Source organism: Nocardia asteroides (genome assembly GCA_019930625.1).
Lineage (GTDB): Bacteria > Actinomycetota > Actinomycetes > Mycobacteriales > Mycobacteriaceae > Nocardia > Nocardia sputi.
Map to the genome: position 1 here is coordinate 3,502,888 of CP082844.1, position 21,410 is coordinate 3,524,297.

The 21,410-nt window shown below is 66.9% G+C and carries 23 protein-coding genes and 1 other RNA gene; 16 read left to right on the forward strand and 8 right to left on the reverse strand.

The window, feature by feature from the left end; genetic code table 11:
* Nucleotides 1-388: 388 nt before the first annotated feature.
* Complete coding sequence (locus K8O92_15970) at nt 389-1,249, reverse strand: helix-turn-helix transcriptional regulator (protein ID UAK35180.1); 861 nt, start codon at nt 1,247-1,249, stop codon at nt 389-391.
* A gap of 143 nt (nt 1,250-1,392) precedes the next feature.
* On the opposite strand from K8O92_15970, the gene K8O92_15975 reads away from it, so the two are divergent.
* Both K8O92_15975 and hisN read left to right on the forward strand, forming a co-directional pair.
* A complete protein-coding gene (locus K8O92_15975) occupies nt 1,393-1,989 on the forward strand; it encodes an NAD(P)H-dependent oxidoreductase (GenBank protein ID UAK35181.1) in 597 nt (198 codons plus the stop codon).
* A 58-nt stretch (nt 1,990-2,047) separates the two neighbouring features.
* Complete coding sequence (hisN, locus tag K8O92_15980) at nt 2,048-2,833, forward strand: histidinol-phosphatase (GenBank protein ID UAK35182.1); 786 nt, start codon at nt 2,048-2,050, stop codon at nt 2,831-2,833.
* Between the two features lie 357 nt (nt 2,834-3,190).
* Here hisN and K8O92_15985 read toward each other — a convergent pair whose 3' ends face one another.
* From K8O92_15985 to K8O92_15995, 3 genes are all read right to left on the reverse strand, one after another.
* On the reverse strand, nt 3,191-4,075 hold the full coding sequence (locus tag K8O92_15985) for an alpha/beta hydrolase (protein ID UAK35183.1): 885 nt from the start codon (nt 4,073-4,075) through the stop codon (nt 3,191-3,193).
* 366 nt (nt 4,076-4,441) lie between these two features.
* Entirely contained in the window at nt 4,442-5,305 is an 864-nt protein-coding gene (locus K8O92_15990) for a hypothetical protein (protein ID UAK35184.1), read from the reverse strand.
* A 541-nt stretch (nt 5,306-5,846) separates the two neighbouring features.
* Entirely contained in the window at nt 5,847-6,824 is a 978-nt protein-coding gene (locus tag K8O92_15995) for a hypothetical protein (protein UAK35185.1), read from the reverse strand.
* A gap of 188 nt (nt 6,825-7,012) precedes the next feature.
* Between K8O92_15995 and recQ the strand changes: the two genes are divergently transcribed.
* The 4 genes from recQ to smpB all read left to right on the forward strand — a co-directional run bounded on the left by recQ (nt 7,013) and on the right by smpB (nt 10,889).
* The gene (gene recQ / locus K8O92_16000; GenBank protein UAK35186.1) at nt 7,013-8,896 is read left to right on the forward strand and encodes a DNA helicase RecQ; all 1,884 of its coding nucleotides are present in this window, start codon (nt 7,013-7,015) and stop codon (nt 8,894-8,896) included.
* A gap of 73 nt (nt 8,897-8,969) precedes the next feature.
* Complete coding sequence (locus K8O92_16005) at nt 8,970-10,049, forward strand: metallophosphoesterase (protein ID UAK35187.1); 1,080 nt, start codon at nt 8,970-8,972, stop codon at nt 10,047-10,049.
* Nucleotides 10,050-10,116: 67 nt separating this feature from the next.
* On the forward strand, nt 10,117-10,359 hold the full coding sequence (locus K8O92_16010) for a hypothetical protein (protein ID UAK35188.1): 243 nt from the start codon (nt 10,117-10,119) through the stop codon (nt 10,357-10,359).
* A gap of 56 nt (nt 10,360-10,415) precedes the next feature.
* Nucleotides 10,416-10,889 carry an SsrA-binding protein SmpB gene (gene smpB / locus K8O92_16015; protein ID UAK35189.1) on the forward strand — a complete coding sequence of 158 codons (474 nt, stop codon included), beginning with the start codon at nt 10,416-10,418 and terminating at the stop codon, nt 10,887-10,889.
* A gap of 230 nt (nt 10,890-11,119) precedes the next feature.
* On the opposite strand, the gene K8O92_16020 is transcribed toward smpB, so the two are convergent.
* Both K8O92_16020 and K8O92_16025 read right to left on the reverse strand, forming a co-directional pair.
* Nucleotides 11,120-12,418: an ABC transporter substrate-binding protein gene (locus tag K8O92_16020; protein ID UAK35190.1), complete on the reverse strand. Its 1,299-nt coding sequence runs from the start codon at nt 12,416-12,418 to the stop codon at nt 11,120-11,122.
* 11 nt (nt 12,419-12,429) lie between these two features.
* On the reverse strand, nt 12,430-13,743 hold the full coding sequence (locus K8O92_16025; protein ID UAK35191.1) for an ABC transporter substrate-binding protein: 1,314 nt from the start codon (nt 13,741-13,743) through the stop codon (nt 12,430-12,432).
* Nucleotides 13,744-14,179: 436 nt separating this feature from the next.
* On the opposite strand from K8O92_16025, the gene ssrA reads away from it, so the two are divergent.
* Nucleotides 14,180-14,550: a transfer-messenger RNA gene (gene ssrA / locus K8O92_16030) on the forward strand.
* 38 nt (nt 14,551-14,588) lie between these two features.
* On the opposite strand, the gene K8O92_16035 is transcribed toward ssrA, so the two are convergent.
* Nucleotides 14,589-15,758 carry a site-specific integrase gene (locus K8O92_16035; protein UAK35192.1) on the reverse strand — a complete coding sequence of 390 codons (1,170 nt, stop codon included), beginning with the start codon at nt 15,756-15,758 and terminating at the stop codon, nt 14,589-14,591.
* 4 nt (nt 15,759-15,762) lie between these two features.
* Nucleotides 15,763-16,287, reverse strand: coding sequence for a helix-turn-helix domain-containing protein (locus K8O92_16040; GenBank protein ID UAK35193.1), 525 nt, complete (start codon nt 16,285-16,287; stop codon nt 15,763-15,765).
* A 151-nt stretch (nt 16,288-16,438) separates the two neighbouring features.
* Here K8O92_16040 and K8O92_16045 point away from each other — a divergent pair, with 151 nt between their 5' ends.
* From K8O92_16045 to K8O92_16085, 9 genes are all read left to right on the forward strand, one after another.
* Entirely contained in the window at nt 16,439-16,660 is a 222-nt protein-coding gene (locus tag K8O92_16045) for a DNA-binding protein (GenBank protein ID UAK35194.1), read from the forward strand.
* Nucleotides 16,660-17,175, forward strand: coding sequence for a hypothetical protein (locus K8O92_16050; GenBank protein ID UAK35195.1), 516 nt, complete (start codon nt 16,660-16,662; stop codon nt 17,173-17,175). The genes K8O92_16045 and K8O92_16050 overlap by 1 nt, the downstream gene beginning before the upstream one ends.
* An 11-nt stretch (nt 17,176-17,186) precedes the next feature.
* Nucleotides 17,187-17,474: a hypothetical protein gene (locus K8O92_16055; protein UAK35196.1), complete on the forward strand. Its 288-nt coding sequence runs from the start codon at nt 17,187-17,189 to the stop codon at nt 17,472-17,474.
* Nucleotides 17,475-17,492: 18 nt separating this feature from the next.
* Nucleotides 17,493-17,843 carry a hypothetical protein gene (locus K8O92_16060; GenBank protein UAK35197.1) on the forward strand — a complete coding sequence of 117 codons (351 nt, stop codon included), beginning with the start codon at nt 17,493-17,495 and terminating at the stop codon, nt 17,841-17,843.
* Between the two features lie 17 nt (nt 17,844-17,860).
* The gene (locus K8O92_16065) at nt 17,861-18,166 is read left to right on the forward strand and encodes a hypothetical protein (GenBank protein UAK35198.1); all 306 of its coding nucleotides are present in this window, start codon (nt 17,861-17,863) and stop codon (nt 18,164-18,166) included.
* 170 nt (nt 18,167-18,336) lie between these two features.
* A complete protein-coding gene (locus tag K8O92_16070; GenBank protein UAK35199.1) occupies nt 18,337-19,518 on the forward strand; it encodes an AAA family ATPase in 1,182 nt (393 codons plus the stop codon).
* 206 nt (nt 19,519-19,724) lie between these two features.
* Entirely contained in the window at nt 19,725-19,931 is a 207-nt protein-coding gene (locus tag K8O92_16075; protein ID UAK35200.1) for a hypothetical protein, read from the forward strand.
* Entirely contained in the window at nt 19,928-20,428 is a 501-nt protein-coding gene (locus K8O92_16080; protein ID UAK35201.1) for a hypothetical protein, read from the forward strand. The genes K8O92_16075 and K8O92_16080 overlap by 4 nt, the downstream gene beginning before the upstream one ends.
* A 129-nt stretch (nt 20,429-20,557) precedes the next feature.
* On the forward strand, nt 20,558-21,400 hold the full coding sequence (locus K8O92_16085) for a phage major capsid protein (protein UAK35202.1): 843 nt from the start codon (nt 20,558-20,560) through the stop codon (nt 21,398-21,400).
* The last annotated feature ends 10 nt before the right edge of the window (nt 21,401-21,410 follow it).

The window sequence follows — 21,410 nt, forward strand, 5'->3', positions numbered from 1 at the left end:
GGGACGCCGCGCGCTCGCTTTCCACCCCACGCCGGGTGGGTGCGCTGTGACGGACGCCTCATGGGTTCATACCCTAAACGGCGACCGCGCTTGGCGCAGTTGGTGATTGGAATTGGTCGCTCTGCGGACGGCCGGAGGCCTGTCGTCCTGTTCAGGTGTCCGCCGGAGTAAAAGCTGGGCTCGGCGAAACGCGGCTGTTCTCGGGTCTCGCTCCTCGTGGCCCGCGTGGTCGCGCTGCCAGAGCCGATGTCGTGGAGGTGGGCGTGGGATATGCCGGTGGCGAATTCACCGGGTGCACCCGACAGCACCTGGCGGGAACGGCTGGCGAGGGGGGCGTGGACGAATATCCGGCGGGAAGGCTGCTCGGCTCTGCCCTGGAGGGCGCCGGTCAGTTCGGTACCGCGCGCAGTCCCCCCGGGCGGCGTCCGGTGAGGGTGGCGAGGGCGGCGGCGGTGGCGTCGTCGGCCGGTAGGTAGACGATCACTCGCTGGTCGTCGTCGGCGGAGAGTTCCAGGAACTCGTAGGCCAGGCGCAGGGCACCGGCCTCGGGGTGGGCGAGGCGGGTGATACCGCTGGTGGCGGCCAGGCTCGGCACGGTGTTCACCCGCTCGGTGAACGCCGGGCCCACGGTGACGGTGAGTTCGTCGGCGAGGCCGGCGATGTGCGGATCGGCGCGAAAAGGCCCCTGCTTCAACGTGGCGACCGTCTCGTCGGCGACGTGCTCCCAATCCGGGTAGCAAGCCCTGGCGGCAGGCACGCGGAAGACGAAGCGCGCCAGATTCGGCGGGGCATCGGGTCCGTCGAAGAGGCCGGTGGGCGCCATCAGCCGGTGGTAGCCGTCGGTGTAGGCCAGAACCTCGGTGAGGCGGTTGACCACCACGGCGGGCGCGGGTTCGAGCCGGTCCATGATCGCGCGCACCGTCGGCCGCACCTCGCGGAGCGGTTGCGCGTCGCCCATGCAGGTGAACCCGCTGTCCACCGACTTGGTCAACCTGTGTAGGTGGATGCGCTCGGCGGGGCTCAAACGCAACGCGTCCGCGAGCGCGGAAAGCACCGGGGGCGAGGGACGCCGGTCGCGACCCTGCTCGAGACGAGTGACGTACTCCACGCTCACACCGGCCAAGGTGGCCAGCTCGGCGCGGCGCAAACCTGGCGTACGCCGCCGCGGACCGGTGGGCAGGCCGACCTGAGCGGGCGTCACCGCTTCGCGGCGGGTGCGCAGGAACAGCCCGAGTTCGTTGTCGCTCACCTTTCGAACCTAACAAGGCGAAACGCCTGAAGGGGGTCCCTGTCACTACCACTCTCACGGCGGTCTCCCTGCTTCGCGCGCCGGACAGCAGATTGGGTTGACGCGGCTCGTCCGGGCCGCTTTGTGATCCGAGGAGGAACAGCATGTCCAGCACCCCCCTGAAGCTCGCGGTGATCATCGGCAGCGTCCGGGAGGGACGTTTCGGGCCCATCGTCGCGACCTGGTTCACCGATCAGGCGCGGCGGCACGGTGTGTTCGAGGTGGACGTCATCGACTTGGCCGAGGCGCACATCCCCCTGGAGTTGCCCGCGGTGCCCCCAGCGCTCGACCCGGATCCGCAGCGCCCCGAGGGAATGACCGACCTCAGCCGCCGACTCGCGGCAGCTGATGCCTTCGTCATCGTGACGCCCGATTACAACCGGAGCATCCCGGCCTCGCTCAAGGCCGTCATCGACTGGCATTTCACGCAGTGGGACGCGAAGGCGATCGGTTTCGTCGGCTACAGCGGAGCCTCCGGTGGCTTGCTGGCCATCGAGCACCTGCGGCAGATCTTCAACGAACTCAACGCGCACACCGTCCGCAACTATGTGTCGTTCCCGCGCTACTACCTGCTCTTCGACGCAGAGGGACGGTTGCTGGAACCCGAAGAGCCCGCCGCCGCCGCGACGGCGCTGCTCGACCAGCTGCACTGGTGGGCGAGCGCGTTGGCCGCGGCGCGGTCGCTGGAAACCGTGGGATGAGTGCCGGGTCGGCGCCGCTGCCCATCGGCGCGACCGGGCGGCCGATAAGGTGCGGAGTGTGGCTGTGTACTCCTCCGATCTGGAACTCGCCCTGCGGCTGGCCGATGCCGCCGACGCGATCACCCGGGACCGTTTCGGTGCGCTGGACCTGAAAGTCGACGCGAAGCCGGACCTGACGCCGGTGTCCGACGCCGACCTGGCCGTGGAGCAGGCGATTCGGCAGGTGCTGTCCGAAGCCCGGCCCGGCGACGCGGTGCTGGGTGAGGAATTCGGCGGGGCCGCCGAGTTCAGCGGACGCCAGTGGGTGGTCGACCCCATCGACGGCACCAAGAACTTCGTGCGCGGGGTGCCCATCTGGGCGACGCTGATCGCGCTGCTGGAAGACGGGGAGCCGGTCGTCGGTGTGGTGAGCGCCCCCGCCTTGGTCCGACGCTGGTGGGCCGCCGCGGGATCGGGGGCGTGGTCGAGCTTCCAGGGGCAGGTGGCCGAGCCGATTTCGGTCTCCGCCGTCGGCGAGCTGGGTTCGGCCAGCCTGGCGTTCTCCAGTCTTTCCGGCTGGCGCGAGCGCGGACTGCGCGAGCATTTCCTCGCCCTGACCGACGACGTGTGGCGCGTGCGCGGCTACGGCGACTTCCTCAGTTACTGCCTGCTCGCCGAAGGCGCCGTCGACATCGCCACCGAACCGGAGGTCTCCCTGTGGGACCTGGCCGCGCTGGACATCCTCGTCCGCGAAGCGGGCGGGCGCTTCTCTGCGCTGGACGGCGCACCCGGTCCGCATGGTGGCGACGCCATCGCCACCAACGGTTTGCTCCACGAGAACGTCCTCGACCGCCTGCGGGGCTGACGCCGCTTGCTGCTGGTTTCGGTGCCCGTGCATCGGGCGGCGTACTCGCGCTTCGTCGGTGTTGTCCACCACCTGGCTTGGCATCGCGGTCTGCTCGGCGTCCAAGTTCGAGCACATCCGCAGTGATCTTGTTCTCCAAGAAGCGCTGTCGACAAACGCCGACCCTCTGCACCTGTCGATCACGTTCGGCCCTTAGTGACGAAACTGCGGTCGGCTACGCCATGCTCGCCCGCCAGCTCATGGGGCACCCGGTGGAAGCACCTGATCGTCGGGGTGGCAACTGAGCTGGGCCCAGCTTCTTTTCGGTTCGCAATCTGGGAAAGGTCGTGAGTAGTAGGCCGCCTGTCAACGAAAGTCTCAGTCGATAAGTTCGCGCACCGCTTCGATGACGGCTTCGGGCCGCTCTTCGGGCAGGAAGTGGCCGCAATTCACTGTCGCGGTGCGTAGATCTGTTGTCCATGAGCACCAGATGGCCTCGGGGTCGAAGGGGAGGGCGAGTTCGCCGGGGTCTTGCCAGAGGGCAGTGACCGGCATGGTCAGGCGGTAACCGGCAAGGCGATCGGCCTCGTCATGGAGGTTGTCGGCGTAAGCGCTCGCGCGATAGTCGGCGCAGACCGCGGTGATCGCGTCGTCGTGGCGGGCGGCGTCCAGGTATTCGGAACGGATATCGGCGGGGATCGCGTCGTGGTTGTGCGCCCAGGTGTCGAGGAAGTGCCCGAAGAACGCCTCGGGATCAGCTCGAATCATTCGCTCGGCGAAATCGCCGGGTTGGGCGAGCAGGTAGAGGTGAAAGGCGAAGATCCCTGCGGTCCCGTGCAGGGTGGCCCACATGTCGGCTGCCGGTAGGACGTCGAGGATTGCCAAGTGGCTGATTGTCTCCGGGTGATCCAGCCCTGCGCGGAAGGCGACGAGCCCACCTCGGTCGTGGCCGACCAGGGCGAATCGGGGGTGGCCCAACGACCGCATGAGTTCAACGATGTCGGTGGCCATCGTTCGTTTGGTGTAGGTGTCCTCGCCGGGTATATCGGCAGGCTTGTCGCTTTCACCGTAGCCACGCAGATCCGGACAGATCACCCGGTGATCTCGCGCCAGGTCGGCGGCGACATGACGCCAAGCCAGATGTGTCTGCGGGAATCCATGCAAGAGCACGACCGGTGTACCGGAGCCGGCCATGGCGACGTTCAGCGCGATGTCGCCGACCTGAATACGGTCGTAAGTGAACTCGGCAATTCTGCTGCGCATGCTCGCACAGTAGCCACCGGCACCGACATTCTCGCGAGTGAACACTCGGCTTCGTTTCGGTCCGCAGTTCGCCGGGGCCGGGCGCCGTTCGCACTGCCAGAGCACGAACCCAGGTCGGTTCCCGCCGACGAAGCCTCACCCACACCGAATACGCACGCTTCGGCTTGGGCGCCCCCGCCACACCGCGGGTGGTGGTGGAGCCGATCAACCCCCGCACCCTCGGTCCGCCGAGCAGCGTGCCCTGCTGCGGGCCGCGGCGGCGCGCGTTCGCGATGATCGTCTTCGGCCTGGATGCCGGGCCGCGAAAGCCCGAGAGCCCTGGATCAGCAAACACCGCCGCTGCGTCCGCGACTACGAACCCGCCACTCAGGGTTGATCGGGCTCGTCGCGGTGGATACGGACTGCATACTGTATCGGCTTGTGGACGGGCACCTCGAGGAGGTCGGCTGCTGTCGCGGATGTGGGCTGAGGTGCCACGGCGTGGTCGTCGACTTGCCGGTCGAGTTCTTCGACGACCCAGTCGATCGACTGTTCATAGGCGGCCAGGCCAGCCGAAATGACCGGGTCGTCCCGATAGTCGCGTTTGGCCCGGTCGAGGAATTCCTTGATTTCGTCGCCGTGTTGGTAGCCGTAACCGTCCGGGTACCGCTGCGACGGCTCAGGTGCGGGAGCCCAGCGCAGCCCGTGGGCTTCGACGAAGTCGTTGACCGCGGCCAGCTGGCCGAGAGAGGTCGCCAGTTCTGGAAGCCGACCTTCATAGATCTCGGCGGCTGTCGATGCCGGGCCGAAGACCCGCTCGGCCTGACGCTCCGGTGACCGGTCCGGTACAGGGGCTCTGTCGACGATGGCATCCCAGACAGGTTGCGCGATCAATGCGAAGACGACCATGTCGCCGTCCAGCACGGTCGACGCGGGGATGTTGTCGTATTCGATTGCCAGGTGGGTGCGTTCGATGAGCTGCAGCAGCTCCTCGATGTGGCTGTCGGAGGTGAGTGCGTCACCGTCGAAGGTGCTGGTCTGATCTTTTGCAAAGAATCTGCCGTCGCGATACCGGTCGAGGAAGTAGCGCACAACGAGTTCGGTATCGAGGTCCTCGCGGACGCCGTCGATCCCGCCGAGTCGGTCGTAGGTGCCCGCGATGCCCAGCGTGATCGGCAGGTAGTTTCCGCCGACGCGTTGAAGCACGACCAGGGTGGCGTCAACAGGCATCAGACTGACACCGGTGATCATGCAACTACAGTCGTAGAAACCCATCGCGCCACCAACCGTTCTTCAAGGCCCGGTCGGTCCAGCCGAGCCGACCCTCACCGCAACCCGGCCTCCTGCCCACAGTAGGCACTTCCCACCACTGATACGTTGCGCTCACCCTGCCACTCAACCGGTCGCCCACAGACGGGGTAGTCCGCGCGCGGACCCAGTGGTTGCGTACGGATTCCGCCGTTCCGGCCGCCTTGTCGGCCCATTAGGCCGATGTCGCGAGGTTTCCCACGAGAGGCATTGTCGCCGACGGGCCGACAGCCGTCGGCGGATCAGGCGGCAAGTGACCACTGTCCGTTGCTGACTCAGCGGTCGAGCCCTTCACCGGTGATCGCCTCGACGAGCGCGGAGATGAGAATTTCCGCCACTGACGGGGTGACGGCGTTGCCGTACCGGCGCACCTTCACCTTGTCGGCGTTGCGCAGCTGGAGTCCGCGGCGCTCGTGGGCGTCGTTCGCGGATCGCGCGGCGGTTCATGTCGGAGATGCTGCGCGTTCCTGGAATGCCTTTCGGTCTATCCCGCCCGCGCCGGAGTCGCTGGAGTCAGATCGATGCCCGCTGGTGGGCGCAGGCGGCGCAGAGAGCCGTCCATGCTGGTGACGAACAGCGCCCAGGAATTCCCGTCGCGGTCGATGCGGACCGAAGTCGCGCCGTCCGGCGGGTCGCGCAGCGGGCCGGGTTTGATCAAGCCGGTGATGATCGCGCACGTGGCCCCGGTGTTCGTATCCACCTGGTAGACGGCGCCGAGGACGTGATCGGCGACGAAGAGCGCGCCCGCTCGGGTGGCCTCCATATCGTCGGGCAGGGCGACCAGGTCCGGGATGCCGGAGACGACCGTGGGACGCGACGGATCATCGAGTCGGACGCGGAGTATCTGCAGCGTCATGGTGTCGACGTAGACCGATTCGCCGTCCGCGGCCAGCGCGAGGCCGTTGGAAGGCGGGAGGATCGCCCAATCCCGCTCGTACTCGCTCGTCTGGGGCCAGTAGCGGGAGATCCCGCTCGGACCGCCCAGCCCGATCGTGGTGAACAGCAGGCTGCCGTCCGGCAGCAACAGCAGACCATTGGGCCCGTTCAGCCCGGTCAGCAGGACGCGCACCGCCCCGGTCTCGGTGTCGTAGCGCTGGAGTGTGCCGGGCGGTTCGCTGAGCCCGTCTCCGGTGAGGAAGTAGACGTAGCGTCCCGCGACGCGCACGCCCGCGGGCCGGTGCACGTCCGTGACCAGCTTCTCCATCCGTCCGGCACGGTCGACGTGGGCCAGGTAGCCCTCCATCAGCCCGGTGACGTAGAAACCGCCCTGCCCGTCGGAATCCAGATTCTCCAGATTGCCGACGCCTTCGACGACTGTCGTGGTCTCCCAGCCGTCCGAGCACATCGTGGGAAATGTCTCCGCTCGCGCTGTCGGCATCGCCCCGGTGACCACGGCGACTCCGGCGACCACGGTGGCGGTGAGCATCGCCGCACGCGCCCGGATCCCTCTCCCTGTTGCCATGAGCGACAACATAACAGCGCTTGATGGAGCGGGAAGGCCTGATATTTCCGCACGAGCGGAGAAAATTCGAGGTCAGCGAGCCGTGATCCACCACACCCTTTCTCGGTTGTCCACATGTGGAGAACTCGGCGGTTCAGCAGGGCGAACGCCGAACCGGACCCCTACCGCCCTGGCCGAGCGCTCGTAGGATGGGCCGGGTGACTCCCCCCGATGATTTCGCGACTGTGGCGATCGAAGACGCTTCCGGTTCGGACTCCGGATCCGTTGCGGCGCAAGATGTTCTACGCCGGGTCTTCGGTTACGACAGCTTCCGCGGCGACCAGCGCGCGATCGTGCAGCACGTGATCGACGGCGGAGACGCGCTGGTGCTCATGCCGACCGGCGGCGGCAAGTCGCTCTGCTACCAGGTGCCCGCTCTGGTGCGCCCCGGTGTCGGTGTGGTGGTCTCACCGCTCATCGCTCTCATGCAGGACCAGGTGGACGCGCTCAGCGCTCTGGGCGTGCGCGCGGGATTCCTCAACTCCACCCAGTACCCCGATGAGCGGCGGACCGTCGAAGCGCAGTTCGTCGCGGGCGAGCTCGATCTGCTGTATCTGGCGCCGGAGCGGCTGCGCCTGGATTCGACCGCGCAACTGCTGGATCGTGGCAAGGTCGCGCTGTTCGCCATCGACGAAGCGCACTGCGTGTCCCAGTGGGGTCACGACTTCAGGCCGGATTACCTGGGCCTTTCCATGCTGCACGAGCGATGGCCGGAGGTGCCGCGGATCGCGCTGACCGCGACCGCTACCGAGAAGACGCGCGACGAGATCATCCAACGTCTCGATCTCGGCGGCGCCCGCCGCTTCGTGTCCAGCTTCGACCGGCCCAATATCCAGTACCGGATCGAGCCGAAGAACCGTCCCGACCGTCAGCTGCTGGAATTCATCAGCACCGAGCACGCGGGAGACGCGGGCATCGTCTACTGCCTCTCGCGCAACTCGGTGGAGAAGACCGCGGCGTTCCTCACCGAGAACGGCATCTCCGCGGTGCCGTACCACGCCGGCTTGGACAATCGCACCCGTGCGGCGAACCAGTCGCGCTTCCTGCGCGAAGACGGGCTGGTCGTTGTGGCGACCATCGCCTTCGGCATGGGCATCGACAAGCCCGATGTGCGCTTCGTCGCCCATCTCGACCTGCCGAAATCGGTGGAGGGCTACTACCAGGAGACCGGCCGCGCCGGCCGCGACGGGCTGCCCTCGACGGCGTGGATGGTCTACGGCCTCAACGACGTGGTGCAGCAGCGCAAGATGATCGACGCCTCCGAGGGCGACGCCGCCCACCGGCGCCAGCTGCAGCTGCACTTGGACGCGATGCTCGCGCTCTGCGAGACGGTCGGTTGCCGGCGCACCCAACTGCTCGCCTACTTCGGCGAGCCCGGCCTACCCTGCGGCAACTGCGACACCTGCCTGTCCCCGCCGCAATCCTGGGACGGCACCGTGGCCGCGCAGAAATTGCTGTCCGCGGTGCTGCGGCTGAAGCGGGAACGCGGCCAGAGCTTCGGCGCGGGCCACATCGTGGACATCCTGCTCGGCAAGAAGAATCCCAAGGTTCTGCAGCACGACCACCATGAGCTGAAAGTCTTCGGCGTCGGCACCGACCTGCGCGACACGGAATGGCGCGGGGTGGTGCGGCAACTGCTGGCCCATGGGCTGCTGGCCGTCCACGGCGACTACGGGGTGTTGACGCTCACCGAGGCCAGCAGTGAAGTGCTGTTCGACGGTCGCCGAGTGCTCCTGCGCCGCGAGCCCGAACGCGCGATCAAGCCCGCGCGGGCGGCGAAGGCCGCCAAGGCGGCCGCCGCCGACCTCACACAGACCGATCTGCCGCTGTTCGAGAAGCTGCGCGAATGGCGCGCGGCGACCGCGAAGGAACAGGGCGTTCCCGCCTACGTCGTCTTCCATGACGCCACCCTGCGCGAGATCGCGGCACGCAAGCCGGCCAGCCTGGCCGAGCTCGGCGGTGTCAGCGGTGTCGGCGAGAACAAACTCGCGAAATACGGGGAACAGGTGCTCGAAGTGCTCACAGCGGCATGAGCCCTCCGCCGCGCGGATTGCCGATGGGCGAGGATGGTCGCCGGGCAGGACCGCCGAATACCCTGGAGGACATGTGAGTGCGAGCGAGACGATCGGGCGCCGGGAGTTCCTGGCCGGCGCCGCCACCCTCGCAGCCGGGGCCACGCTGGTCGGCCGTACGCCCGCGCATGCGGTACCGGTCGCCGAGGGAGTCAGCAAGTTCCCCTTCCCGACCGAGCGCCGAGTGCGGGTACTGCTGACCGGCGACGCGGGCACCGGCGCCCGCGCCCAGTGGGCGGTGGCCGACGCCATGCGCGCGTGTCACGGCCGTGAGCCGGTCTCGCTGGCCCTGGGCCTCGGCGACAACATCTACGAGCACGGTCCCGTCGACGCGGCCGATGTCCAGTTCGCCGACAAATTCGAAAACCCCAACGCCGGACTGGATTTCCCGTGGCTGATGGTGCTGGGCAACCACGACAACAGCTCCGTGCTCGGTGGTGACGGCGGGTGGCTGCTGCGCGGCAACGCGGAGGTGGAGTACCACGCCGTCTCGCGGCGCTGGTGGATGCCGAGCCGCTACTACTCGGTGCGGATCCCGGAGCCCGACCCCGTCGTCGAGTTCTTCGTTCTCGACGTCAATCCGCTGGCCGCCTACGTGCCGCCGGTGTTCTCGCCCTATTGGGCGGTCGACGGCCAGTTCATGAACGAGCAACGCGACTGGCTCGACCGCGCCATCGCCGAGTCGCCCGCCACGTGGAAGATCGCCTGCACCCACCAGCCCTACCTGAGCAACGGCCCGCATGGCGACGCAGGCCGCTACGAGGGCTTGTCGCTGGAGCCGATCAACGGCGTGCACGTGCAACGCTTCATCGAAGACCATGTGGTCGGCCGGTGCCACTTCATTCTGTCCGGCCACGACCACTCGCTGCAGGTTCTCGAACCCACGGCGGCGTCGAAGGGAACCAGGCAGATCGTGTCCGGTGCCGCCGCGAAGACCGTCGGCCCCGAACCGCGACTTGCCGCGAGCGCCGGTCACAGCGCGTTGTACGAGACCTATCACGAGTTGGGATTCATGATCCTCGAGCTCACCGAAGGCCGGGCCGAGTTGGGCGTGCACACGGTCGACCTGGCGACCGGTGGGTCCACCGAGGTTTTCCGGCGGCGCTTGAGCTGAGTTCCAACTCCATTGCGCCGAGCGGTAATTGCGGCGTGTCGCCGTCGTGGCGGTTACCGTGCAGGCTATGGCACCGGGTGAGGGTTCCAGCGATGCGGACGACGAAGTTTCAACCGGCTCTATCGGGGGTGAGGCCCCGGACGCGCCACCGTACGTGCGCGGCAGGACCGATCCGTCGGTAGAGAGCGTGTGGCTGCGCCGCCGCCCGGCGCCGCACCGGTCCGGCGTCCCGCGGATGTCGACGGTGGCGCTGCTCGTCGCGTTCCTCGCCGTCCTCGTTCTCTACATAGTGCTGCGCCAAGGCGGGTAGCGCGTCGGCGACCTGCGGGAATAATCCGGTTGCCGGGTCACTTAAAGTGGACCGTTATGAAGGAACAGGGGCGCAAGGTCATCGCGACCAACCGCCGGGCGCGGCACAACTACACGATCCTGGACATCTACGAGGCCGGGATCGCGTTGGTCGGCACCGAGGTGAAGAGCCTGCGTGAGGGCAAGGCCTCGCTGGTCGACGCCTTCGCGACGGTGGACAACGGCGAGGTGTGGCTGCGTGGGCTGCACATCCCCGAGTTCAGCCACGGCACCTGGACGAACCACGCGCCCCGCCGGGTGCGCAAGTTGCTGCTGCACAAGCGCGAGATCGAGCGGTTGGTCGGCAAGTCCCGGGAGGGCAACCAGACGCTGGTACCGCTGTCGATGTATTTCTCCGACGGCAAGGTGAAGGTCGAGTTGGCGCTGGCCAAGGGCAAGCAGGACTACGACAAGCGCCAAGACTTGGCCCGGCGCACCGCCGAGCGAGAGGTCACCCGCGAGCTGGGACGGCGGGTCAAAGGCATGCGATAACCGGCGAGCGACCCGGCCTGCTCGCTATCGCGGGTTTCGCGCCGGTCGAAGCGCTACCGGTGAGCCCGGAGTCGCCGGACGACGTGACGCGAAGATCACCACGTAACTCCGGACTACGGCCGCTGCTCATGCAGCGCCTCGCAGCCGGAGTCGTCCGGCTCACCGTGACGGCCGCCAGGGAGCCCGGGCGGCCGCGCGGCGAACCGCGACGACCGCCCTGCGATAGCAGATCATCGTGTGCATGGCTCGCGCATCGCGATGCGCATCAGTGTGGGGCTGCGGTAGTCGGCGACCACCGTGCGCGAACCCAGCGAAGTGGACGGATCGGGCACGTTGACCACCGCGCGCTGCGCCGCGACGTCGGGTTCTTCCCGCCCATAGACCTGGGGCGCGGCCATTCCCTCGGAATCGACGGTGAGCCCGGCGAGGGCCTTGCGCAGCGTCGCGCGGTCCAATTCGCCCGTCTCGGCTGCCTTGGTCAGTAGCGCCTTCATCGGATAGGAGATCGCCCAACCCAGGTTGTAACCGAAATTCGTCGGTTCGCGCGGCGCGGCGTTCCTGGCGCGCTGCGCTCCGGTGCTCGTGCCGTCCCAGCCGTCGAACGGCGAAGTGTAGTTGTAGAGCGCCGTGAGCGCGGGCGCGGCAGGCGTCTCGAGCAACGCGTTGTTCCAGGTGGGGGTGGACCCCAGGAAACGGCCCGAGTAGCCGGATTTCGCCAGCTTGCCGACGATCTCGGCGGCTTCGCCCGGTCCGGTGGCCAGAAGGACCACGTCGGGCGGGTCGGCCATGATCTCGGCGACCGGGTAGTCCTGATTGCCCACTTCGGTATTGGGCCCGGTGTCGATCCGCGCGTTGATTGTCGCGCCATTGTCCAACGCCCACTTGAGCGCCCCGCTGGCGTAGTCACCGCCATAGTTGCCGCGATAGGCGACCACGCCGAGCGTGCGCGGCTGATAGTGGTTCTGTGCGAACCAGTCCAGCCCGAGCACAGCTTCGGTGCAGTAGGAGAAACCGTCGTCCAGCACCAGATCGCGGTCCGTGGAGCGATACTGCCAGCCCGACCAGAGCGTGCCCGCGCCGGTCACCAGGTTCGCCTCGTCCATCTCGGGCAGAACGCCGAGTGTCTGCGCGGTCCCGAAACTCATAGCGAGAGCCAGCACATGGGGCGCCACGTTCTCGAATTCCTTGGCGTGCTTGCGCGGGTCGTAGGCGGTGTCGCGGCTGTAGGTCGCGATGTCGATCTCGTACCCGCCGATGCCGCCCTGCTTGTTCACCTCGTTCCAGAACGCCAGTTGCCCTTCTTGCAGGGACCTTCCGAGCGGAGCGAAGGGACCGTTGTTCAGATCCGACAGGACGCCCAAGTAGATGCAGCCCTTGTCGCGGTGTATCGCGTGGGGACAGGGTTCGCGGGTGACGCCCGGTGCGGCGGTGGGTGTCGAGGTCGAACATCCGCCGGTCAGCGCCAGACCGAGTGCCAGGGGAACGGCCGCGAGACGAAGCAGCCGACGGAAATTACGGTGTGAAAGCATGTGTCGCTCGCTTACGGCTGCACGCAGGGCTCGGTGAGGGTGATGCGGTCCTGAGTCGGGCCGTGGTATTCGGCCGCCAGGGTCTTCGCGCCCAGCGGCGCGGTCTGATCCGGCACTTCGATGACCGCTCGCTGCCGAGTGAGGTCGGGTTTGGCCGCGCCGTAGATGTATTCGGGAATCGCGCCCTCGTAGTCGACGCGCAGGCCGTGCACCGCCTCGCGTACGCCCGCACGGTTGAGCTTGTCTTCGTTGACCGCCCGGGTGAGCAGCGCCTTCATCGGGTAGGAGAACATCCAGCCCGCGCTGTAACCCCAGGTGGATGGCTCCCTGGTCGCCGAGGCCCTGGCCTTCTTCGCGCCCGCGCTGGTACCGTCCCAGCCGTCCAGCGGCGAGGTCATATTGTAGCGTGCCGTGATCGCTGTCGCTGCCGGGCTTTTCAGCAGGCCACCGTTCCACGTCGGGCCCGAGCCGAGGAACCTGCCCGGGAAACCGGCCAGTGCCGCCTTGCCCATGATCTCGCCCGCCTCCGCGGGCCCCGTGGCCAGCAGCACGAGATCGGCTCTGGCGTTCAGGATCTTGGCGACCGCGGCGTCCTGATTGCCTATCTGAGTGTTGGGCTCGGTGTCGATCTGCGCCACCATGTCGACGCGGTTGGCGGAGGCCCATTTCTTCGCGCCGGTGGAGTAGTCGCCGCCGTAATCGCCCTGATAGCTGACCGTCGCGATGGAATTCGGCTTCGCCACGTGCTCGGCGAGCCAGTCCAGGGCGATGATGGCCTCGGAACAATAGGAGTATCCGGACTCCAGCAGCAGGCCCTTGTCGCTGTTCTCGAATTGCCAACCCGACCAGAGGGTTCCGGCGATGGCGACCATGTTCGCCGCATCCATCTCGGGAAGCACCTTCTGCGTCTGCACGGTGCCGAAGCTCATCGCGAGCGCGAGGACGTGCGGCTCGATCCGCCGGTAGGCCTCGGCGTGCTTCTGCAGATCGTAGTTCGTGTCCTCGGTGTGGGTGGCGATGTCCACCTCGTATTTGCCGCCGATCCCGCCCCCTTCGTTCACCGCCTTCCAGAACGCCAGCTGGCCGTGCTGGATGTCCTTGCCCAGCGCGGCGAACGGCCCGCTCGTCAGATCGGACAGCACACCCAGGTAGATACAGCCCTTGCGGGAGTCGATCGCGTTGGGACACGGGTCGGCGGTAACACCCGGGTGGGAGGTCCGGTTCGATTCGCCTCGCACGGTGGAGCACCCGGCCAGGACGAGTCCGGCGATGACGGTGAGGGCGGACAGGCGCAGCAACCTGTTCCGAATGGTGCGAACTGCCAAAGTGTTTCCTTAGTCTGAATTCGAGATCCGCTGCTCAGAGCCGATCGTACGGCTCGTGCAGTGTAAGTCGGCTTTGTCGTCGCGCCCGGAGAATCGGCTACCAGCATCCGGGAAGGGGCGGGTACCGCGCGTGCGCGGTGATCGTCAACGGTGCTTGCGGCGGGCTTCGGCTCGCGGTGCGGGAGGTCGTCGGCGGGTACGCCCGCTCAGCCCCCGGGAGTGCCGATGGTCCATTGGCCCGCGGAGGATGTTCCTCGGTTCTCCACGACAGGTCAGGTTCGACGCCGCGACGTACATGCGCCGACCTGGGCCTTCTCGGCGACGAGATGTGTCCACCGGAAGCAGCGGATGTGGCGACCGCCACCACCGAAAATCGGGATGATCCGAGCTTCCGGCGGTGTTAACATGGACAGCCCGGCAAGGTGCCGGGGCGTACGGGGCTGAACGGTTTCGACTGCGTACGTAGATTCAGGGGAAGCGTGTCGGTGCAGGCAAGAGACCACCGTAAGCGTCGTTGCAACCAATTAAGCGCCGATTCTCATCAGCGCGAGTACGCTCTCGCTGCCTAACCAGCAGAGCGTCTCTGTCGGCCCGGGGCATGCCCTCGGCTCCGGTGCCGGCATCAGCTAGAGGGCTCACCGTCCTACTCGGTCGCGGAGTAGGACGGGACATCGAACAGCGACTGGGATCGTCATCCGGGCTTGTTCGCGGGACCCGGAGATCCGAGTAGAGGCACAGCGGACTGCACACGGAGAAGCCCTGAAGACGCGGCGGAGGACCCGGGTTCGATTCCCGGCAGCTCCACGACGAGGCCCCTCACTTGCATTGCAGGTGAGGGGCTTTTTTCATGCCGCTACGTTGCTCTCTTCTGGGGCCGTGCCCACATTTTGCCCACACTTCTGGGCGGCAGCCCGGAGACCTTCGCTCATCCGTTCGGCCACGTCGTCGAGATCGTCCTCGAACAAGTGGCCGTAATTGTCGAGCGTCATCGTGGCTGTCTTGTGCCCGAGCTGCCGTTGCACTGTCTTCACGTGCGCACCGCTGGCGATCATCAGCGACGCGGCTGTGTGCCGGAGTTGGTGCGCAGTCACGCGCGGGAAGGTCGCCGGGCCGGTCGGGTCGCCATCGTCGTCGAGCGGTATCGACGCCTTGATGCAGCGACGGACCGCACCCCCGAACCAATGGGTCGTCGTCGGCGGCCTAAGCGGTTCTCCATCCGGCCGCGACCACAACAGGGCCTCGGGGTCCGACTGCGCGGCCACGACCGTGCGCAGCATCTCGGCCACCTCGCCCGGTACCGCGACCGTCCGAATCTCCCACGTCTTCGGCGAGCCGATCACGCTCCGCGAATTGACCTTGGACGCAGACCGCCCGACGCGGATCCGGCGCCGGTCCAAGTCGACATCTCGCGGCCGTAGTGCTGCCATCTCGCCCCACCGCAGGCCGCTGTAGGCGAGCAGCATCACAATCTCTGGGTGCTTCGCTTCCGCGGCGAGTGCGGCCACCTGGTCGTGCGTGAGGTAGTTGTGTTCGACGAGTTGGCGACGGGGGAGGGGCAAGCCTGCGGCCACGTTCGCCGGTACGCGCTTCTCCTCCACCGCCTCATCGAGGATCATCGAGAACACCGCGTGAATGTCCGCGACGGTCGACGGTGCCCGCTTGATGCTGGCGATCCAGTCCCGCACCTCGGACCGCTCGATGGACGCGAGCTGACGCGCGCCCCACTGGGGTTCGATGTGCACGCGCCAGATGGAATCGACACGCTCTGCCCACGACGGTTTGATGTGCACTTGCCGGGCGATCCACTTCGGCCCCATCTCGCCAACCGTCATGCGCCCCATCGACGGCGCGATGTACTCGCCCCGGATCTTGGAGACCTCGACCGTTGCGGCGAACCGCTCGGCGTCGAGCTTGCGGCGAAACCCGCGCTTGTCGGTCTGCTTGCCGTCAGGCTTGCGGTACCTCACGCGGTAGCGCTTTCCGGACTTGGTCTCGTACGGCTCAATCGTCGCCACGGGATCACTCTCCGCTGTCCTGTGGAACGACAACGATGTTCGGCTGGTCCGTCCAGTTCTGCACCGCCGGGTTGCTGTTGTTCTCGAAATCGGCCTGCGCGTAGGTGTGGCGGTTCTCGGTGGGGACGGTGGCAGGAATCTCAGAGAGGGATCGCGGAAGCGGCCGCTTTCCCTGCGCCCACGCCCAGGCATCTGCGGCGGTTTGATCGCGCGATCCCGTTAGCTCGACAAGGTGCGTAGGGCTGTTAGTAGGAGGCAGGAGCAGGGCGTTCGTGTTGGTGCCCAACGCGACAGCCAGCGCCACGAGGTCGTCGGCATCTACCCGGCGTTTCATGGCTTCGATATGCCGAAGGCCAAGTGTTGGAATTGGCCGGCCGATCGCTTCAAGGCGCGCCGCTAGCTCCGTGTACTGGAGGCCGCGCTTTTTTCTGAGTCGTTCGACGTTCTTCGCCACAGTCTCGCCCGTGATGCCAAGTGGGTTCTTCGGCGTCTTCGTCGCGACCTTGTCGGGTTCCTTGGTGGGGGACATGGCGGCAGCATACCCGCCAACCGATGATTTCCATCGCTGAAGCTGGGAAGTCTGCGTTCGCCGATGAAAGCTAGCCAAGTGATCGCTAGTTGTGTATCGTGATGCATCAACGATGGAAATCATCGTTCAAAGATGAAAATTAGGAGAGACGGTGAAGAGTGGCACTCCAGCTCTCGGCGCCCTGGCGACGCCGAAGGAAGCAGCCGAATATCTGCGCACTACGACTGCGGCCCTTGCGCAGAGGCGATACCTGGGTCGTGGCCCGGAGTACACGCGGCTTGACGGGCGAATCCTCTACTCGTGGGAATCGCTGCGTGCCTACGTAGCTGCCAACACGGTGCGTCCCGCTGGTGAACAGCCCGGCGCGGCCTGATGTCGACCACGCCCATAGACGAGAACGGCCCGGAAGCGGCGGTGGGCGCCGCTTTCCAGGCCATCGAGAACACCCACACCAAAGGAATGCTCATGTCCAAGACTATCAACAACGTCGAGTGGATCGACCTCGCGTGCTCCATCTGCAAGACGGTCATCGCCACCGTCAGCGCACCCCTGCCGGACGTCCCGGTCAAGTGCCAGCAGTGCCGCCGCGATCCCGGCTGCGCGAGCTGGTGCCCCCGCGGTGACGGCCACCCCGACGAGCTGTTCGACGCCGACAGGATCTGCTACGGCGACGGCCCGTCTATCCCGATGACGATCGAACCGTCCCCGGGCCTTGGCGTGATCGCCAGCATCGAGGTTTCTCCGCTGCGTCGGCCCGGAGGGCGCGACAGCGTGTACCTCAACGCGACGCAGCGCCATGGCGACACCGACATGGACCTCACGGCCGGTGAGGCCCGGCAGCTCGCGGCCGTATTGCTCCAGATTGCCGACATCGTCGACGCGGACTGAGGGGCGCAGTGATGACACACCCTCACTTGTCCCCGACGCTCGGTCGGCCGATCTGTTCGCCCGCCGACGCGCGAGAGCTGTGGCGCAAGCACTTCGGCGACCGCCCTGTCCCGACCGACAACCCGCGCGCACCGCGGACCAACGAGCAGGCATGGCGAGAGCAGGTCCGCCGCGCCCAGCTCGAAGCCGCCCGCGCGCGCCTCTCCTCGGCGAATGAACTGCCCTGGCCAGACGCCGAGTCTGCATGGCTTGACGCCTTCCGCCTGGCCCGCGCCGTGTTCGTCGACGAGACGCCCTAGACCCGAGAGGAACCCATGATGGAAGACAACCCGAACCGCTACATGGTGATGGGTGCGGACGGTTTGCCGCGCGCTGTGGTCGACCTGGCGCAAGTGCAGTCGCACGCGACCCGGTTGATGTACCAGATGGCCGCGGCTGCAGATGACGACGACCGGCTCGACCGAATCGGCATCGAATGGGCGGATGCACTCGACCCCGATTTCTTCGGATACGTCGCCGCGGGCGCCTTGTCGCTGACGGCGCGCAATGTCCTGCGCCCCTTGCTGGAAGTGCTCGACACGCTAGCTCCCGAACTGGGGGTAAGCCTGCGGGACAAACTGCGGGAGAGCCGCGATTTCGCCGAGCAGACCCTTGGCGGTGGCCGATGAGCCGAGACCTCGCCAGCGTGTTCCTGGTCCAGTACCGCGACGGGGAAACCTGCGGCATCGTCGACGCGGACAAGGTGATCGACCAGGCTAAGGCGTTGCTCCGCAAATTGGCCGACGCCGGGCACGATCCGGCGGAGGTCAACCGCATCATCAGCGAAGTCCGCCAGTCCGTCGACGAAGACACCGCAGCCGCATGGATCGTCGGTGTTGCGTTGCGGCTGAACGCAGTTGACACGCGGCTGACGGCCGCAGAGGACGCCCTGCGCGCTCGGTTCCACGAGTTCCGTAGCGCGGCTCTCGCAAAGCGCGGCGGTGGCCGTTGACCGACAACAATCACGAACCCCGAGGCGCGGCCGATCCGGTCGCGCCTTCGGGCGTGGGAATTCCTGAGCCCACCCCGCACTGCGAGCACCACGGGCATTACATGAGCTGGTGTGTGGACTGCGTGCGTCAGTACAGATCCCGGTATGGCGGCGACCCGACACCGAACGCGATGCCGCGGCACAGGACCCGCCACCGCAACGACGAACGCCAGTCCGAAGGCCACCCCGGGACGCGTCCCGGTATAGGTACCCGGACGCGTCCCGAATCAGAAAAGGCCAGGTCAACGGTAGTGACACCGATTCGCGCGTCCCGACCGCGTCCCGCGTCCGAGTCCAGTGATTCGGACACGTCCGGGACACGTCCGGGACACGTCCCGATACCGCAGTACTTCGACGTGTCGGCCCTCCTGGCTGGCACTCTTCCCGAGCCGCCCAGACCGACCGTGTGCCCGCGGACGGATGGGGTAGGGCTGTTCTACACAGAGCAGTACAACGTCGTGTTCGGCGACCCGGAGAGCGGTAAGACGCTGCTCACCGACCACGCCACCGTGGTCGAACTCGGGGACGGCGGCAGGGTGCTGCGCATCGACCTGGACCACAACGGGCCACAGTCGACCATCGGCCGCCTGCTCGCGATGGGTGCCCAGCCCGACGTCCTCTCCGACCCCGAGACGTTCCTGTACATCGAGCCGGAGGACGCGCGGGAGGTCCGCGAAGTCTGCGCCCACATGGCCCAATGGCAACCGACGCTCGTCATCCTCGACAGTCTCGGCGAACTGCTGCCCATGTTCGGCAGCAACAGCAACAGCGCCGACGAGTTCACCACCTGTCACCGCGCGGTCATCAAGCCGTTGGTGAAGACCGGCGCGTGCGTCATCGGCATCGACCACCTGTCCAAGGGCGCGGACTCCCGCGCGTACGGCATGGGTGGAACGATCGCCAAGAAGCGGGCCATCGGCGGCAGTTCGATCCGGGTGACCGTCGACCGCGCGTTCACACCAGGAAAGGGCGGCAGCGCATACCTGGCGATCAACAAGGACCGGCACGGCGGGTTACGTGCGCACAGTCCATCGACGGGCGACAAGGAAGAACTCGCCGGGAAGTTCGTCCTCTGGCCCGAGCCGGACGGGCACATCCGAGCCGAAGTCAAGGCGCCCGAGGCTGGCGAGCGCAACCCGGGTGAACTTCCCTCGGATGCCGATATCGCTGCCATTGCTGCACTAGACCCACCGCCGACCTCAGGCAACGAAGCAGCAGAGCGGTTGCCGTGGCGAGCGACCCGAGCACGTGCAGCGTTCAAGGCATGGAAGAACCAGCAAGGCCAGCGCACCGAAGAAAGCGCGACCGCATGAGCGCCCTGGGGGGTGACCCCCGGGGCGGCTCGCCCGCACCCCTTGGCATAGGCGCTCACCCCCCATTCCGTTTTTCCAAACGACAGTCCCCACCCGGGGAACCTGCGGAAAAAAATGCGATGAGTGGAAGACCGCCTATGCCAAGGGATGCGGGGGCAGCGAATGGGGGGGCGGCCCCCCAGGTCCATACGAGAGGAGACACACCAATGAGTGCTGAGCAGGACATCAACGACGGACTACCCGAGTACCACCGTGCCCCTCCCGACGTCGTACCGCGTCGCACGCTGCCTGCCGAGGACATCCCGATTGGCATGGCCGAAGTCGTGCACTACGAGATGACCGCGGACGGCATCGAGCGCGTCACCGAACACATCCACGTCACCGCTCCCTACACCGGAAAGGACACCCCATGACCGACACCACCCCCGACCCGACCGTCGAGCCGACCGAGCAGCAGCCCACCGATACCGCGCCCGAACCGTCTACCGACACAAATGTGTCAGTAGACGAGGCGGATGCGGGGGAGCAGCAGAACGGCAACCGGGAAGCGGCGAAGTACCGGCGCCAGCTCCGCGAGACCGAGACCGAACGCGATGCCCTGCGCGAGCGCGTCACCGCGTACGAACGTACGGAGGTCGAACGCCTTGCCGCCGACCGCCTGGCCGACCCTTCCGACCTCTGGACGGGCGGAACCGACCTCGAGACGTTGCGCGGCAAGGACGGCGCGATTGATCCGGCGAAGGTCGGCAAGGCGATCGAGGGCGTGCTGGAGTCGCATCCGCATTGGCAGCGCGCCACGCGTCCTCGGCCCGCGGTCGGGTCGCTGCGGTCCGGCGCTTCCGGTTCGAGCGTCGACGGACTCGCGACTGGCTGGGCGCAGGCGTTCGCCGACGCCAAGCGCGAGCAGTAATATGTCACGTGACGCGAGTCGTTACCGGCCAGGAGTCGGGGACTCGCGTCACGCTCGCCCCAGCGGGGCAACCGGACTGGCTTGCGGCCAGCCGGAGACCATTCCCCGCTACCGCAAAGGCGAGCAATCATGGCTCTCTACACGACGTCGTCGGGCGTCGGTGGTCTCCTCCCCGAGCAGATTCACCAGCTGATCGTCCAGCCCGTACAACGCGATTCGGTCGCGTTCCAGGTGACCACCCTCCTGTCGACCGACTCGACCTCTTCCAAGTTCCCGATCGTCACCGCGGACCCGGCCGCACAGTGGGTGCCCGAAGGCGCCGAGATCACCCCGGACGATTCCGAACACGATGAACTCGAGATCACTCACCGCAAGGTCGCCGGTCTGACGATCGTGTCTCGCGAGCTGGCCGAGGACTCGAATCCGCAAGCGCTCGACATCGTGGGCGCCGGTCTGGTCCGCAGCATCGTGGCGAAGGTGGATACGGCGTTCTTCGCCGCGACCACGACCAACGGTCCGGACGGAATTGGCTCGACCACACACCAACTCGTCGACGTGGGTTCCGGCATCGCCAACACCGATCCGTTCGCCGAGGCCATATCCAAGGCGGAGAACGTCGGCGCCCAGATCACCAGCTTCGTCGCGCACCCGGATACCGCGCTGGAGTTGGCGAAGCTGAAGGAGATCACCGGCAGCAACCGGCCGCTGCTCGGCCCGGACCCGTCGCGGCCCGGCGCACGAACCGTCCTCGGTGTGCCCCTGCTCGTCTCGCCGTACGTCACCAACGGAGACATCTGGGGTATCCCGCGCGCCTTCGCGTTCACCACGTTGCGCCGGAATACAACGCTCACCATCTCCGAACACGCCTACTTCTCGAGCGATCGAGTGGGCGTGAAGGCGACGATGCGCGTTGCGTTCGGGTTCCCGCACCCGCAGGCCATCGTGCGTATCGGCGAACCTGACGCGAGCTGACGCCATGACG